13 protein-coding genes and 1 pseudogene are annotated in these 15,288 nt (G+C 70.1%); 4 read left to right on the plus strand and 10 right to left on the minus strand.

Annotation, left to right across the window (positions count from 1 at the left end; translation table 11 throughout):
• Nucleotides 1-17 precede the first annotated feature (17 nt).
• Genes FJ091_11875 through FJ091_11885 form a run of 3 tightly spaced genes read left to right on the plus strand, consistent with a single transcriptional unit; the run spans nt 18 to nt 2,834 of the window.
• On the plus strand, nt 18-1,277 hold the full coding sequence (locus FJ091_11875; protein MBM4384055.1) for a sulfate adenylyltransferase: 1,260 nt from the start codon (nt 18-20) through the stop codon (nt 1,275-1,277).
• Nucleotides 1,278-1,306: 29 nt separating this feature from the next.
• Nucleotides 1,307-2,416 (plus strand): alanine dehydrogenase, encoded by a 1,110-nt coding sequence (gene ald / locus FJ091_11880; GenBank protein MBM4384056.1) that lies wholly within the window; start codon nt 1,307-1,309, stop codon nt 2,414-2,416.
• 10 nt (nt 2,417-2,426) lie between these two features.
• The gene (locus FJ091_11885) at nt 2,427-2,834 is read left to right on the plus strand and encodes a hypothetical protein (protein ID MBM4384057.1); all 408 of its coding nucleotides are present in this window, start codon (nt 2,427-2,429) and stop codon (nt 2,832-2,834) included.
• Here the strand turns inward: FJ091_11885 and FJ091_11890 are convergent.
• From FJ091_11890 to FJ091_11930, 9 genes and pseudogenes are all read right to left on the minus strand, one after another.
• On the minus strand, nt 2,821-4,218 hold the full coding sequence (locus FJ091_11890) for a diguanylate cyclase (GenBank protein ID MBM4384058.1): 1,398 nt from the start codon (nt 4,216-4,218) through the stop codon (nt 2,821-2,823). The genes FJ091_11885 and FJ091_11890 overlap by 14 nt on opposite strands.
• A gap of 48 nt (nt 4,219-4,266) precedes the next feature.
• On the minus strand, nt 4,267-5,073 hold the full coding sequence (locus FJ091_11895; protein MBM4384059.1) for a GAF domain-containing protein: 807 nt from the start codon (nt 5,071-5,073) through the stop codon (nt 4,267-4,269).
• Between the two features lie 3 nt (nt 5,074-5,076).
• Nucleotides 5,077-6,186 carry a hypothetical protein gene (locus FJ091_11900; protein MBM4384060.1) on the minus strand — a complete coding sequence of 370 codons (1,110 nt, stop codon included), beginning with the start codon at nt 6,184-6,186 and terminating at the stop codon, nt 5,077-5,079.
• The gene (locus FJ091_11905; protein ID MBM4384061.1) at nt 6,186-7,277 is read right to left on the minus strand and encodes a hypothetical protein; all 1,092 of its coding nucleotides are present in this window, start codon (nt 7,275-7,277) and stop codon (nt 6,186-6,188) included. The genes FJ091_11900 and FJ091_11905 overlap by 1 nt, the downstream gene beginning before the upstream one ends.
• A 34-nt stretch (nt 7,278-7,311) precedes the next feature.
• Complete coding sequence (locus FJ091_11910; GenBank protein ID MBM4384062.1) at nt 7,312-9,381, minus strand: elongation factor G; 2,070 nt, start codon at nt 9,379-9,381, stop codon at nt 7,312-7,314.
• Nucleotides 9,382-9,399: 18 nt separating this feature from the next.
• A complete protein-coding gene (locus FJ091_11915; protein ID MBM4384063.1) occupies nt 9,400-10,203 on the minus strand; it encodes a type III pantothenate kinase in 804 nt (267 codons plus the stop codon).
• Nucleotides 10,200-11,075 (minus strand): biotin--[acetyl-CoA-carboxylase] ligase, encoded by an 876-nt coding sequence (locus tag FJ091_11920; protein MBM4384064.1) that lies wholly within the window; start codon nt 11,073-11,075, stop codon nt 10,200-10,202. The genes FJ091_11915 and FJ091_11920 overlap by 4 nt, the downstream gene beginning before the upstream one ends.
• Nucleotides 11,072-11,902 carry a carboxylating nicotinate-nucleotide diphosphorylase gene (gene nadC / locus FJ091_11925; GenBank protein ID MBM4384065.1) on the minus strand — a complete coding sequence of 277 codons (831 nt, stop codon included), beginning with the start codon at nt 11,900-11,902 and terminating at the stop codon, nt 11,072-11,074. Before nadC ends, FJ091_11920 begins: the two co-directional genes overlap by 4 nt.
• Nucleotides 11,903-13,041: 1,139 nt before the next feature.
• Nucleotides 13,042-13,395, minus strand: a pseudogene (locus FJ091_11930) (response regulator).
• Nucleotides 13,396-13,709: 314 nt separating this feature from the next.
• Between FJ091_11930 and FJ091_11935 the strand changes: the two are divergent.
• Nucleotides 13,710-14,438: a Stp1/IreP family PP2C-type Ser/Thr phosphatase gene (locus tag FJ091_11935; protein ID MBM4384066.1), complete on the plus strand. Its 729-nt coding sequence runs from the start codon at nt 13,710-13,712 to the stop codon at nt 14,436-14,438.
• Between the two features lie 37 nt (nt 14,439-14,475).
• Here FJ091_11935 and FJ091_11940 read toward each other — a convergent pair whose 3' ends face one another.
• Nucleotides 14,476-14,769, minus strand: coding sequence for a sigma-70 family RNA polymerase sigma factor (locus FJ091_11940; GenBank protein ID MBM4384067.1), 294 nt, complete (start codon nt 14,767-14,769; stop codon nt 14,476-14,478).
• Nucleotides 14,770-15,288 lie beyond the last annotated feature (519 nt).

The raw sequence follows: 15,288 nt of genomic DNA on the forward strand, positions 1-15,288 counted from the left end.
AGAAAGGCGACACGCAGATGACGCAGAAGGATCTCGTTCCGGTGCACGGCGGGCTCGAAGAGCTCGTGGACCGCACCGTGCCGCTGACGCAGCGCAAGGAGCTCGAGCGCGAGGCGAAGGAGCTGCCCTCGATCACGGTGGCGAAGGCCGACCTCGCGACGCTGTATCGCGTGGGCGACGGCGCGCTCTCGCCGCTCGAGGGCCCGATGCGCCGCGACGTCTATCAGCGCGTGCTCGACGAGAAGTGCGTGCTCTCGCGCGGCAAGAAGTACGCATGGGGCATTCCGCTCGCGCTGCCGGTCACCGATGCCGAGGCGAGCGCTGCGAAGGGCGCGAAGGCCGTGGCGGCGCGCAACGAGGCGGGCGAGCTCGTCGGCATCGTGAGCGCGCCCGACGTGTTCGCGTGGGACAAGGCGCAGTACGTGGAGCGCGTGTACCTGACGAAGCGCACCGACCACCCCGGCGCGCGCATCGCGACCGACGACCCTCGCACGCAGTTGTTGGGCGGCGAGCTGCGCGTGCTGCCGCAGGTGAAGCACCCCGAGTACGCGGAGTTCATGCTGTCGCCGCGCATGACGCGCGCCTTCATCCGCGACAAGAAGTGGCAGCGCGCGCTCGCCTTCCAGACGCGCAACCCGCTGCACCGCGCGCACGAGTACGCGCTCGTGTGCGGCGCCGAGCGCCTCACCGCGGCGGGCCACTACACCGGCGTCGTGCTGAATCCCCTCGTGGGCGAGCTCAAGGGCGACGACGTGCCCGCGGTGATGCGCATGCGCTGCTATCGCGAGCTGCACGGGAAGAAGCTGCTCGGGCAGGGCGACAAGGATCCCGCGATCTGGGCACGGGCGGGCTACGACATCAGCGAGGTGTTCGAGCTGATCGGACTCGACATCAAGATGTTCTACGGCGGCCCGAGCGAGGCGCTGATGCACGCCGTCTACCGCCAGAACTACGGCTTCAGCGATCTGGTGATCGGCCGCAAGCACGCGGACGCGCCCTACGACGACGGCAGCGCGATCTGGGGCGACTTCGATGCCCAGGAGATCTTCGACAAGCTGCCCGGCGAGCTGCACACGAAGCCCGTGAAGATCGGCTTCGCGGCTTATTACGAATCGCTCGGCCGCGTCGACCTCACCGAGAATCACCCGAACGAGAAGCCGTACTCGATCAGCGGGACCAAGCTGCGCGAGCAGCTGAAGGCGGGCGAGCACCCGGATGCGCGCATCATCCGCCCGGAGATCTCGGAGATTCTGATCACGGCGTACCGGCAGGCGTAGGATCGGCGCGCGCGCCGAGAGGAGACTCCATGCGAATTGGTGTTCCGCGGGAAACGAAGGACATGGAGTTCCGCGTCGGCATGACGCCGGACGGCGCGAAGATTCTCGTCGAGGACGGGCACGAGGTCTCGATCGAGCACAACGCGGGAGTCGGCAGCGGCTTCGCGGACGCGGCTTATCAGGCCGCCGGCGCGAAGATCGTCTCGACTGAAGACGCGTGGTCGAAGCCCGATCTCGTGGTGAAGGTGAAAGAGCCGAATCCGTCGGAGGTGAAGCGCCTGCATCAGGGGCAGACGCTGTTCACGTACCTCCATCTCGCCGCGGCGGGCCAGCTCGCGCAGTCGCTGTGCGACAGCGGCGTGATCGGCATCGCGTACGAGACGATCCGCAACCCCGATGGCTCGTTCCCAGTGCTCGCGCCGATGAGCGAAGTGGCGGGCCGCCTCGCCACGCAGATCGGCGCGAACCTGCTGCAGAAGGACCGCGGCGGCGCGGGGCTCCTGTTGGGCGGCGTGCCCGGCGTGATGCGCGGCAAGGTCACGGTGATCGGCGCCGGCATCGTCGGCATCAACGCCGTACGCCTCGCCCACGCGCTCGGCGCCGAGGTCGACGTGATCGACATCGACCTGAAACGCCTCTCGTATCTCTACGACATCTTTCACGGCGAGCTCAACACGCTCTACTCGAACCGCTCGACCATCGAGCGCTCCGTGCGCACGAGCGACCTCGTCGTTGGCGCGGTCTACGTGCACGGCCGCCGCGCTCCGACACTCGTGACGGAAGCGATGGTGAAGTCGATGGCGCCCGGCTCGGTCGTCGTCGATGTCGCCGTCGACCAAGGCGGCTGCATCGAGACGATCCGCCCGACCACGCACTCGAACCCGACCTACGTGGTGCACGACGTGATCCACTACGGCGTCGCGAACATGCCCGGCGCCGTGCCGCGCACGAGCACCTTCGCCCTGACCAACACGACGTTCCACTACATCGAGGCGCTCGCCGAGCTCGGCACTGCCGAAGCCGTGCGCCGCGACCCCGCGCTGCGCCAAGGCAGCAACGTGTGGGAGGGCAAGGTGGTGTGCCAAGGCGTCGCGGAGAGCCTCGCCATGGCGTACGTGCCGGTGGAGAAGGTGTTGTAGAGAAACGGCAATGCGTTGGCTCGAGGTGCACGACGTTCAGGACGGCGTGCTCGCGTTCGATCTCGCGGACCTCGTCGAACTTCTGCGAGACATCGTGGACGCGTGCGAGTGGTCACTCGGATTCGTCGACGCGAGTGGTCCCCGCGCAGAGGAGCTTCACCAGCTCTCGGATGTGCGCGCTTGCGTGGGCGGCGCACATCTTCGAGCGATTGCGGCCGGCATTACGCAGGTCATCGACGGAGACTTCATCGGGCGCGACCGCAGCGGGCGCCTCCTCCTTCAGCTGAAGGCGGTCGACTCGTCGTTGTGGGTGGTCGGAGCTGCCGAGGACTCGGTCGCCAGTCTCGTGCGATCGCGCTTTGCTGATGTCCGCGAGAATCCACGGTGGGGAGCGGGAGCGAGCCTCACACCATCCTGATGCGCGCCGTCTTCGTCCGTTGCATCAGCGCGCTCTTGTCCGCGCCTTCGCTCGGGTACGCGGCGTAGCCGAACGCGAGCGCGGGCAGCAGCGCGCCGTTCGTCTCCTCGCGGCCGACTTCTTCGGCGACTTGGCGCGCGAGCGTGGCGACGCGCTCCTCGGGGCGCGCGCCGGGGTCGGGGAGCAGCACGAGCAGCTCGGCGTCGCCGCCGCGAGCGACCACGTCGAACTCGCGGGAGTTGTTACGGAGCGCCTCGGCGGTGCGCTGCAGCACGCGGTCGGCGCGGCGTGTGTCGGCGCGGCGGATCTCGCCGAGGTTCTCGATCCGGCACACCACCACGGTGAGCGCGTTCTCGCGGCCCGTGGCGCGCGCGAGCTCTTGGTCGAGGCGGCGGCCCCAGTAGTCGGCGTTCGGGAGGCCCGTCTCTTCGTCGAAGTTGCGGTGCCGTGCGGTCGCGACGTGGAAGGCGGCGTTCTCGAGCGCGCGCTCGACGTAGCTCACGTAGCGCGCGAACACGGCGAGATCGTCGTCCGAGAAGGCGCCCGCGAAGAACTGGTCCGCGGCGATCTTGTCGTAGAAGGCGAGCGTGCCGATCGGGCGGCCCTCGCGCTTCAGCGGCGCGGCGAGTGCGGAGCGGACGCCCCCGGCAAGCGCACCGAGCGCTGCGTCTTTCGCGAGCGACTTGTGCAGGCGCGGCTGTCGCGTCTTCAGCGTTTCGACCGCGAGCGCCTTGTCGAGCTTGAACAACGTCTGCTGCGCGCGCGCGTCGGCGGAGCCGTAATAGCTCTTGATCACGAAGCGCTTGCTCTCGGGATCCTGGAGGCGGAGCACGACGTGATCGGCTTCCAGGATCAGCGCGCCGGAGCTCGTCGTCTCGCGCGCGACTTCGGCCGGATCGCGCAGCGAAAGCAGGCGGATCCCCGTCTCGTTGATCGCGCTCACCTTGGTCGCGCGGCTCGCGGTGCGCGCCTCGCGCTCCGCCTTCGCGATCTCTTCCGCGGCGGCCGCGGCGATCTCGAGCAGGGTCTCGCGCAGCGCCCGCGCGCGCGGTCCTGCGGCGCCGCTCGTCTGCACCGAGAGCACGCCGAGGCACGCGTCGCCCGCGATCAGCGGCAGCGACGCGAGCGCGAGCACGCCCGGCGAGGTTTCGAGAAAGATCGGGGCGCGCTCTTTCGCCGCGCGGCCGTCGACGCCGGCGCCGAGCGCGACGCGGTAGTCGCCGCCGAGGCCGCCGCCGGGCAGCGAGGTCGCCGCGAGGCGCAGCTCGTCCTCGCCGGCGAGGTAGAGCGGCGCGATGCCGCCCTCGTGCAGCGCGGCCACGCGCTGGCAGAGCGCTTCGAGGCGCGCCTCGATCGCACCCGCAGCGCCGAGCGCCTCGCGCACGGCGCGCACCGCTGCGTATCGCGAGGCCTGCTTGCGCAGGCACTCGTGCTACTGCGCGCGCGCGATGATTTGCGCGTCGAGGCGGCCGAGCTGCTCCGCGAACGCGAGGTCCTCGTCGTCGAACGCATCCTCGCGCGACGAGTGATGCAGATTCAGCACGCCGAGCACCTTGCCCTCGTGGACGAGGGGCACGCACAGCGCGCTGGCGACGTCGCCGCGCTCGCGCAGTACGCGGAACTGCTCGCGGTCGGCGCGCCCGCGCACCTTGATCGGGCGCGCCTCCGCCGCCGCGCGACCCGCGACGCCTTCGCCGAGGCGCACACGAATCTTCGGCCACAGCTCGGGCTCGACTCCCGTGGCGACGCGAATCGCGAGCTCGCCCTTCGCGGCGTCGAGCAGCATGAGCGAGCCGGCGTCGGCGCCGGTTACGCCTTGCGCAATCTCGAGCATGCGCGCGAACAGCTCGTCGGGGTCGATCGTGAGGTTCACGCTCTCGACGACTTCTCGGAGCGCGTGCAGCAGCTCCGTGCGGCGGTCCGCGCTGGACACGCCGTGCGCCCATAACAAGCGCGCCGTCAGCGGCGGCACGACTTGCAGCGCCCCAGCGGCGTCGGGGAAGCGCTCGCCGAACGGGCGGCCCGCGCCGGAGTCGATCACGCCGTAGAGCGCACGCGAGAAGAGGCGCGCGTCGGAATCGATCGGCACGAAGATCCGGAGGGCTGAGGCGCGGGCGCGCGCGGCGGCGACGTCGTCGGCGAAGATGCCGACGACCTCGACCTCGGCGTTCTCGAGCAGCGCAGGCACGAGTGCCAGCGTCTCCTCGGTCGCGCCGTAGATCGCGAGCGCCTTGCGCACGGGTTAGGCGTCCTCGCTCTCGAAGCGCAGCGAGAGCGTGAGCTTGCGGCGCTTGCCGCTCGCGTCGCGCAGCCAGAGCGGGATGCGCAGGCCGCCCGGCGCCGGCAGCGCCGGGCCCGCGGGCTCGATCGCGAGCGCGAGGTCGCCTTCGCCTGCGTCGAGCGAGACGGCCGGCATGGGCGCCCGCTTCGCCGACGGCGCGGAGATCGGCGCAGCCGCGCGCTTCGTCGCCTCGAATTCGTCGTCGAACAGCGCCTCGGCCTCGGCCACCGGATCTTCGTAGTTCGCAGGCGCGACCTCGATGCCCGGCTGCGAGTCTTCGAGCGAAACGACGCGTTCGAGCAGCTGCGTCGTACCGGGCGGCGGCGCGGGCTTGGCGAGCGTTGCCTCGAACGCGGCGCGATCGATGAGCTGCGTCACGCCGGGCGGCGGCACGGGGCGCGCAGCCTGGGGCGCGGGTGGCGTCGCGAGGCGCACCTGCGTCGCGGCGTTGCTGGCTGCGAGCTTGGCGGCCGGCGCCTCGGGTGCCGCGGGCTTCTCGCGCAGGTGCCGGATCACGCGCTTCGAGATCGTGGTGAGCGTCTGCAGCACGCCCGTGCCGTCCTTCGCGACGGCCTCGAAGGCGGCGACGCCGCGAATCGAGAGCTTGCGGTGCAGCTCCTCGAGCGCGTACGGATCGGCGAGGTCGCGCTTGTTGTACTGCATCACGAGCGGCATCTCGGACGCATTGCGGCCGTAAGCGGCGAGGGCGCTCTTCAGCTCCTCGAAGCTCGCGAGGTTGTCGCCGAGCCGTTCGCGGCGCGCGTCGAGCACGAGCACGACGCCGTCGGCGCGATCGAGCAGCTGCTTGCGGCTCTGCGCGGCCTCGCGGTCGCCGGGCATCGCGATGACCTGGATGCGCGTGCGCACGCCGCTCACTTCGCCGAGCTCGATCGGCAGCGCGCCGTACGTGATCGTGGGATCGAGGCGCGTGGGCAGGAAGCGCAGGTCGCCGCGATGGTCCGGGCGCAGCTTGGCGTGGATCACGCGGAGGTTGGTGCGCTTGCCGGCGCCCTCGGCGCCCCAGTACACGATGCGCGCGTTCACGGCGCCGCTGTCCTGCACGTCCTCCATCACGCTTTCCCCTTCTTCGACAGGTTGCGACGCGCGTGGGTCGCGATCACCGCCGGCACGTCCTTGCTCTTCATCAGCTTCAGCAGATCGCGTTCTTGTAGAAAGTTCATGAAGCGGATCGAGAACGAGATCGGGCATTTCGGATTCATCACGAGCGCGAGCTTGACTGCGTATTCCTTCGTCCACTCGCGATTGCTCGCGATGATGCGCATGACTTCGTCGGAGAGGTTGCGGGACTTCGCGAAGCCCGCCACCTCCTCGGAGGTCATGCGCGGCGAACGAATCGCCGCGGTCGACACGATCTTGTTGCGATCGCGGATCAGCAGGCCGCGCGCCTCTTTGTTGCCCATGCGCGCGAGCTTCACCTTCTGCATCACGCTCATCTTCTGCACCAGCGCGAACAGGCTGCCTTGCTCTTCTTCGCTGAGCTCGCCGTCCTTGTCCTCGAGCAGCTCCTTGGCGAACTCCGAGCAGTCGTCGCCGAGGATCGCACGCAGCGCGGCGAGCGCGCTCTCGTCGGTGATCTCCTCGCGCGCGAGATCGGTCGCGCTCTCGCCTTCGGGCAGCTCCTCCGTCGCGGGGCGTTCGAGCCCGAGGAAGGAGAGGATGCGGTCGATCGTGGCGCGACCCGTGAGCGGGTTCTCGCCGAGCGCATCGACGATCTGCGGCGCCCGTAACAAGCGCGTCTGGTTGTTCGCGACGATGTCGATCACGCGGCGGTGCGGGAGCGATGCGAGGAACGCGATCGTCTCGTCGTCGGCGTGCGCGTTGAGCGCGATCCACTCCGACTTGCTGGCGTCGTCGCGGAACAGCTGCGCGAGGAAGCTGAGCACCGCTGGGTGCGCCGCGCCCGACAGCACGGTCTTCGCGATCGACTCGGGCAGCGCGCGCAGGCTCTCGTGCGCGGTCTCCTTCACCTGCGCATCGGCGTCGTTCGCGAGCACGAACAGCACCGTGGCGAGCTCGATCGGCTCTAGCGGCAGTGCGCCGCGCGCGGCCAGCCGGCGCACCTCGACCGGCGCGTCGCGCTGGACGTAGCGCCCCGCCTGCGGCGAAAGCGTGAGCTGGATCTTCGCTTGCGGCTGACTCACCAAACCCCTCGCGCCAAGCCGAGGGGCGCCGCGATCAGGTCCTCGCGGCGGCCTTGGCTTTGGCTTCGGCGATCACTCGTTCCCGCTGCAGCGCGGGCATCTCGTCGTAGTGCGAAAACTCCATGTGGAAAGCGCCCTTGCCTCCAGTGAGGCTGGTCAGCGCGCTCGCGTACTCCAGCATTTCGGCCATAGGCACCTCGGCCTTGACGATCAGCCCGTGGCCTCGGCTTTCCGTTCCGGAGACCCGCCCGCGGCGATGGGCGAGATCGCCCATGATGTCGCCGAGCTGATCGGCCGGGGCGGTCACCTCGACGTGCATGATCGGCTCGAGCAGGGTCGGCTTCGCCTGCTCGAGCGCCGACCGAAAGCCGAACGATCCCGCGAGCTTGAAGGCCATTTCGTTCGAATCGACTGTATGGAACTTGCCGTCAATGCAGCGCGCCTTCACGTCCACCACGGGGAAGCCTGCCAGCGGCCCGTGCAGGGCGGCCTCCTGGACGCCCTTCTCGACCGCGGGGATCAAGTTGCGCGGGATCGCGCCGCCCACGATCTCGTCCGAGAACACGACGCCCGAGCCGCGCGGCAGAGGCTCGACCGAGATGTAGGCCACGCCGTACATGCCCTTGCCCCCGGTTTGCTTCTTGAGCTTGCCCTCCACGTTCTCGGCGCGGCCCTTGATCGTCTCGCGGTACGGGACCTTCGGCGTGTGCAGCTCGACCTCGACCTCGTAGGCGCGCCGCAGCTTCTGCACCGCGATGCGGATGTGCAGCTCGCCCATGCCGGTGAGCAGGAACTCGCCCGTGCTCACGTCGCGCGAGACGTGCAGCGTCGGATCCTCTTCGACCAGGCGCGCGAGCGAGAGGAAGAGCTTGTCCTCGTCCGCCTTCGACTTCGCCGAGATCGCGTAAGAGATCACGCCCTGCGGAATCGGGATCTCGGGCAGGTGAAGCCCGTTCTTCTCGGACGTGAGCGTGTTGCCCGTGTGCACGTCCTTGAGCTTCGCCACCGCGATCACGTCGCCCGGGCCCGCCTCGGCGACTTCGACGAGCTCGCTTCCGTGCAGCAGCAGGAGCTTCCCGAGCCGCTCCTTCTCGCCGCGCGTGGCGTTCACGATCGTCTCGTCGTGGTGCACGGTCCCGGAGACCACGCGCATCACCGAGAGCGTGCCGGCGTAGCGGTCGATCACGGTCTTGAAGACGGCGGCGGAGAAGGGCGCGTCGGGCGCGGGCTCGACGGCGAGCTCGGCGTGATCCGCGATGCGCTCCGCGTGCCACGCGCCGCGCTCGGCGGCAGACGGCAGCAGATGCGTCGTCGCCCACAGCAGCGCGGGCATGCCGAGCTCGCTCGTCGAGGCGCCGCACAGCACGGGCAGCAGCTTCTTCGAGCGCGTCGCCGTCACGAGTCCGCGCTGCAGCTCCTCGTCCGAGAGGTCGCCGTCCTCGAGGTACTTCTCGGTGAGTGCGTCGTCGCACTCGGCGACTGCCTCGGCGAGCATCGCGCGCGCCGCCGCGGCTTCGGCCATCAGCTCCTTCGGGATCGCCGCGTCGCTGCCGTTCAGCAGTGCGCGCATCGAGACGAGGTCGATCACGCCCTTCAGCGCCGGGCCCGCGCCCATCGGAATCGCGAGCGGGACCGGATTCGCGTCGAGGCCGCGCAGAGACTCGACGGCGGCCGCGAAGTCCGCGCGGTCCTTGTCGATGCAGCTGACGAACGCGACCAGCGGCACGCCCGTCACCTCGGCCGCGCGGTACATGCTCTCGGTGCCGACCTTCGCGCCGCCCACCGCGGACACGACCAGGATCGCGCCGTCGAGAGCCTTCAGCGCGATCTGCGCGTCGCCTTGGAAGTTGGGATCGCCGGGCGTGTCGACGAGCGTGAGATGCAGCCCGTTCCAGTCGAAGCCGTAGACGTGCGCGACGAGCGTGTGGTGGCGCTCCTTCTCCTCGGGCGTCGAGTCGAGGTGCGAGGTGCCGCCGTCGACCGAGCCGAGATCCTTCACCGCGCCGGTGGTGTGCAGAAGCGCTTCGCCGAGCGTCGTCTTGCCGTCTCCCGCGTGGCCGATCAGGGCGAAGTTGCGGGTATGCGCAGCGTCGGTGTTCTGCATGACTCGGACTCCTAGGTGTTAATGAGACTTCTCCGGCGAACGGTTCTTCTCGAACAAGAGGCGCAGGCCTTCGAGCGTCAGGTACGGCTCGACGCGCTCGATCGTCTCGGTCTCGGCGGCGATGCGCTGCGCGAGCCCGCCCGTCGCGATCACGCGGGCGTGCTCTCCGAGCTCGCCCTTGATGCGGCGCACCATCGCGTCGACGAGGCCGGCGTAGCCGAACAACAAGCCGGACTGAATCGACTGCGTGGTCGTGCGGCCGATCACCGAGCGCGGCCGCGCGAGCTCCACGCGATGCAGCATCGAGGTGCGCTCGAACAGCGCCTCCATCGAGATCACGATGCCGGGGAAGATCGCGCCGCCGAGGTACTCGCCTTTGTCGCTCACGCAGTCCCAAGTCGTCGCGGTGCCGAAGTCGACCGCGATCACCGGGCCGCCCATCAGCTCGAACGCCGCGACCGCGTTCACGATGCGGTCCGCGCCGACCTCGCGCGGATTCTCGTAGCGCACGGGCATGCCGGTCTTGATGCCGGGGCCGACGACGAGGGGCGCCTTCCCGAGCAGCTTGTTGCACACGCGCTCCCAGATCGGCAGCAGCGGCGGCACCACGCTCGAGATGATCGCGTCGCGGAACGACTCCATCTTGCAGCCGGCGAGATCGGTGAGGCCGCGCAGCGTCACGAGGATCTCGTCGCTGGTGAGCTCGCGGTGCGTGGCCATGCGCCAGTGGTGCGCGAGCACGGGCTTCGCGGGGTCGCTGAGATCGAAGACGCCGAGCGTCACGTTGGTGTTGCCGATGTCGACGGCGAGAAGGTCGTTCACGAGAGCGGTTCCTTCAGCAAGGTGACGTCGCCGGCGAGAAGGCGTTCCTCGCCAGCGTACGTCCCGAGACGCAACGATCCATCGGCCCCGACGCCGAGCACAACCCCCTCCGTGACCCGGCCCGCGGCGTCCGCCACGCGCACGCGGCGGTCGTTCATGCGGAACAGGGCGTCGAAGCGCGGGCGCAGCGCGGCGAATCCGCGCTCGGCGTGCGCGTCGAGCGCGGCTTCGAGGCGCTCGAACAGCGCGGCGGCGAAGCGCGCGCGCTCGATCGCGCGGCCCGCGAGCGCGCTGAGGCTCGATGCGCGCGCGCGGAACTCGTCGGGGAACGTGGCGGGATCGACGTTGAGGTTCACGCCGATGCCGAGAATCACCGCGCTGTCGGCGCTCGCGCCCGCGCGCTCGAGCAGAATGCCCGAGACTTTCTTCTCGTCCGCGAGAACGTCGTTCGGCCACTTCAGCTGAACGCGCGTGGGGTCGCCGAGCTCGTCGGCGACGACCTCCGCGAGCGCGACGCCCGCCGTGAGCGGGAGCGTGCCGAGCGCGGCGGCGCTGCCGCCCGGGCGCAACACGAAGCTCACGTAGAGGTTCGTGCGCGGCGGCGAGTAGAAGCCGCGGCCGAGCCGGCCGCGGCCCGCGCTCTGCGCCTCGGCGATCACCGCTTCGCCGTGCGCCGCGCCGGCCGCGGCGATCGCGAGGGCGTGCTTGTTGGTCGAGTCGATCTCGTCGAACCAGTGCAGCGTGCGTGCGAGCCAGCGCGTGCGCGCGGCGATCGCGTCTGCCGTGAGCGCGTTCGGCTGCGCGGGGCTCTCTGTGCGCGGCGATCGCGCAGCGTGCGCATCCGGGTGTCGCCTGGATGCGCCCGCCGTCATGCGCCGGCTTTCCTGGCGCTCACCTCGAGCGCAACGTCGGCTGCGACGGCCGAGTGCGTGAGCGCGCCGATCGAGATGCGGTGCACACCGCTCTCCGCGAACGCGCGCACGTTCGCGAGGTTCACGCCGCCCGAGGCCTCGAGCGAGGTGCGCTCGCCGTAGCGGGCGACGTACTCGCGCAGCTCCGCGGGCGTGCGGTTGTCCAGCAACAACAGGGTCGCGCCCGCGTCGAGCGCTTCATCCGCCTGCGCGAGGCTCTCCACCTCGACTTGGATCGCGAGATGCGGCGCCGCGCTCGCTCGCGCCGCCTTGACCGCGGCGCCGACGCCGCCCGCCGCTGCGATGTGGTTGTCCTTGATCAGCACCGCGTCGTAGAGCCCGAAGCGGTGATTCGTGCCGCCGCCGCAGGCGACCGCGTACTTGTCGAGCGCCCGCCAGCCCGGGAGCGTCTTGCGCGTGTCGAGGATCTTCGCGCCGGTGCCCGAGACCGCCTCGACGTAGCGGCGCGTCAGCGAAGCGACGCCGCACATGCGCCCGAGAAAGTTCAGCGCGATGCGCTCGCCCGCGAACACCGCGCGCGCGCTGCCTTCGACGCGCGCCAGCGGGGCCGGCCCCGTCACGAACTCGCCGTCGCGCCGCAGCGCCGTGAAGGCGATGCCCGCATCGACCGCCGCGAAGCACGCCGCGGCCACCTCGAGCCCGCACACCACGAGCGGCGCCCGTGCCTCGAGCACCGCTTCGACGCGCAGCGTGTCAGGCAAGCACGCGTTGCTCGTGACGTCGCCGCTGCCGAGATCCTCCGCGAGCGCGCGCTCGACGAGCGGCAACCAGCTCGAAGGATGCGGAGGATTCGCGTGCGCCACGCGCCGAGTCTAAGTCACGCCCGCGCCAATCGGCGCGCCGAAGTCACGCGTTCTCCGCCCGGCAACGGATGCGCAAACCCACGAAGCGCGGCTCGGCTCGATGGCTGACGCGCCGAGGAGGACGGGAGGACCCTCGAAGGCGAACGCTCGCCGGAAAAATGCGAGCCACGCAGCCGCTACTCATCCTTGAGCTTGCGGATCTCCTCGCGCAGGAGCGCCTCGGTCATCTTCGGGATCACTTCCCACGCGATCTGCTCGACCTTCTGCACGGTCTCGCGCACGATGCGATCGGTCACGTCGCCGAACGCCTCCCACGCGATCTTCTCGAGCATCGCGCGCAGCTCCTCGCGCGACGGCGCATCGCCTGCGAGCGCACCCGAAGCAGGGCTCGCGGCGCGCAGCGGTTGGCGCGGCTCCGGCTCGGCTTCCGCCTCGTCTTCTGCCGGCCAGGCGTCGTCGTCGCTCGCGCTGAGCACGACGGTCGCGCTGGCCGGAGGCAACGCCGCGGGCGCCGCGATCTCCGGGTCGTCGGCGAACGGATCGCCGAGGTCGGTCGGCGTCACGTCCGACCTTGCGCGGGCGTCGCCGATCATGTCCGCGAACAGGTCTTCCTTCGCTTCGAAGGCCGGCGTCGCGGGCGCATCCTCCGGCTCGCCGAAGTGCACGCGAGTCGCCGCGTTCGTCTCCGGGGCTGCGGCCTCCGGCTCCTCGCCGAACAACACCTGCGTCGCGGCGGGGCTGTCGTCGTCATCGAGCGCTTCGGCGGCGACGGGCTGGAGCGTGTCCGCGTTCTCGTCGTCCTCTTCGTCGGCCATCACCACGCCGGAATCTTCCGCGGCGAGCTCGACGCGCGTCATCGCGTCGTCGCCGAGCGGGTCGCTTTCGATCTCGTCGCTGGCACTGAGCTCGAGATCCTCGGCGCTGCCGAACGAGAGCGCGTCGTCGGCACTCGCGCGACGCGACGGATTCGGCTCGGTGACTTCTTCGGACATGAAGTCGAAGGGCTCGTCCTCGCCGAAGATCGGATCGGGCGCGGCGAGCACCGGCGCCGGCGCACTCGCCGCCGCACTCGGCGCGGGCGGCGGAGAGGCCGCGGCGAGACGTGCGTTCACCATCTCCACGAGCGACTGCGCTTCGAACGGCTTCGTGATGTGCCCGTCGGAACCGACGTCGCGCGCCTTGTTCTCGTCGAACGCTTCGAAGGTGCCCGTGAGGAGCAGCACCGGGATGTGGCGCAGGCTCGGGTCGGCCTTCACCTGGCGGCACACTTCGTAGCCGCTGAGCTGCGGCATCACGACATCGGCGAGGATCAAGTCCGGGCGAAGCTCTTTCGCCTTCGCGACGGCGGCGGCGCCGTTGTCGACTGCGACGAGCGCGATGTCCTCGCTCGCGAGACTGATTCCGACGACTTTCTGGATCGTGACGCTGTCGTCCGCGAGAAGCAGGGTCTTCGGCATCTCCCGTCCTTTCCGAGCTCCGCTCTTCCTTCGGCTCACTGCACACGATCTGCGCCGCTGCACGGCGCGGATCGCTGCGGCCTCCCGAGCCGCGTTCGATCGCGACAATGCTTGCGGATCCCGAGCCGCATCGGTCGGGGCTCGGTCCCACGGTTTTTCGTATCGACCTCGCGTATGCAAGAGTGAAGGCGAACTCGGGTTCGCGCACGCGAAAAACGCGACGGACGGCTCGGCGCCCGCAGCACGCCGGCCCGTCAAGTCCCTCCGAGCGTGGCCCGATAGGGGAAGGCAGCGACCGGAGGCCGGAGCGCGAGATGATTCTGAGAGCGGCCGCACGCAGCGATGTCGGGATGCGCCGGCGAGGGAACGAGGACCGCTTTGCGCTCGTGCCCGAGCAGGGGCTCTATCTCGTCGCGGACGGCATGGGCGGACACACCGCGGGCCAGATCGCGAGCCAGCTCGCCGCCGAAGCGGCTGCTCGCGCCATCAACGCGCTCGAAGGCGCCTCGGCCGCGCCCAGCGAAAAGCTGCGCATGGTCGTGACCGCCGCGAACCGCGCGATCTACCTCGCGGCGCAGCGCCAGCCCGAGTACGCCGGCATGGGCACCACGATCGTGGCGGTGCTCGCGGCCGGGGAGCGCTGTGCGCTCGCGCACGTGGGCGACAGCCGCGCCTACCTCGTGCGCCGCGGCCGCATCCGTCAGCTCACCGACGACCACTCGATCGTGGGCGAGCTGCTGCGCCGCCACGAGATCTCCGCCGACGCCGCGCGCGAGCATCCGCACCGCCACGTGCTGACGCGCGCGCTCGGCGTGCGCGAGAGCGTCGAGCCCGATCTCGCGGAGCTCACGCCGGCGCCCGGCGACGTGTTCGTGCTGTGCTCCGACGGCCTCACGAATCACGTCGAAGATGGCGAGCTCGCGAAGTTCGTCAGCGAGACGAGCGACCTGCAGGAAGCGTGCGAGGACCTCGTCGACCTCGCCAACGGCCGCGGCGGCGAGGACAACGTCACCGTCGTGCTCGCGCGCGTCGACGCCGAATGAGGCGAATGCCGAGCCGTCGCGAGCGACGGCCCGGGTGCTACATGCGCTCGATCGTGTTCTTCAGCTTCGAGCGCAGCCGCAGCACCGACTTCGTGTGGATCTGGCACACGCGCGACTCGGTGATGCCGAGGATGTTCCCGATCTCTTTCATGTTGAGGTCTTCGTAGTAGTAGAGCGAGATCACGAGGCGCTCCTTCTCGGGCAGCGTCGCGATCGTGTCCGCCACCACCGAGCGCATCTCCTGCACCTTCAGCGACGCGAACGGGTTCTCCGCCTTGCGTGTAGTAGATGCGGCCCTTGCCCGCGAAGCCGAGCTCGAAGATCGCGAGATGCGGCGGCAGGCCGCCGACTTTGCGGCGCACGATGGTGCTCTCGGGCTCGTCGTGGAGGCGCTTCAGCGCTTCCTCCGCGCGCAGGCGCAGGCTCTCGTCGCCGAGCTCGGCGATGTCGCGCAGGGCGCGCTCGTCGACTTCGAGCTCCTTGTAGAGCGTGGTGAAGCGGCGCCCTAACAGCTCGAAGTCCTTCGCATTGCGCGCAGCGATCTTGCCCGCCTGCTTCACCTGTGCGCGCAGCTCGGCGAGCTCGCCGTCCTTGGTCTCGAGATCGCGCGACGCCTCGTCGAGCAGCTGCTCGAGCGTGCGGCGCTCTTCCTCCAGCTCGCCCGCGCGCGCGGAGCCGCGGCGCAGCTCGCCCTCGCGCGCCTCGAGCTCGCCGAGGCGCGACCACAGCGCCTCGCGTTCTTCCGCGAGCGAAGCGATCTCGCGCGCTTGCGCCTCGCTCTCGGGCTCGACGCTCGCGAGCCGCGCGCGCACGGCGGAGAGCTCGCGCTCGATGCCACTCGCGCGATCGG

This window comes from Deltaproteobacteria bacterium, assembly GCA_016875395.1.
GTDB lineage: Bacteria > Myxococcota_A > UBA9160 > UBA9160 > UBA6930 > VGRF01.

What these genes read in the sequence shown, in the direction of transcription:
- FJ091_11910 (MBM4384062.1), bottom strand. Translation starts at nt 9,381, where the DNA reads ATGCAGAACACCGACGCTGCGCATACCCGCAACTTCGCCCTGATCGGC.
- FJ091_11920 (MBM4384064.1), bottom strand. Translation starts at nt 11,075, where the DNA reads ATGACGGCGGGCGCATCCAGGCGACACCCGGATGCGCACGCTGCGCGA.
- ald (MBM4384056.1), top strand. Translation starts at nt 1,307, where the DNA reads ATGCGAATTGGTGTTCCGCGGGAAACGAAGGACATGGAGTTCCGCGTC.
- FJ091_11935 (MBM4384066.1), top strand. Translation starts at nt 13,710, where the DNA reads ATGATTCTGAGAGCGGCCGCACGCAGCGATGTCGGGATGCGCCGGCGA.
- FJ091_11900 (MBM4384060.1), bottom strand. Translation starts at nt 6,186, where the DNA reads ATGGAGGACGTGCAGGACAGCGGCGCCGTGAACGCGCGCATCGTGTAC.
- FJ091_11885 (MBM4384057.1), top strand. Translation starts at nt 2,427, where the DNA reads ATGCGTTGGCTCGAGGTGCACGACGTTCAGGACGGCGTGCTCGCGTTC.
- FJ091_11875 (MBM4384055.1), top strand. Translation starts at nt 18, where the DNA reads ATGACGCAGAAGGATCTCGTTCCGGTGCACGGCGGGCTCGAAGAGCTC.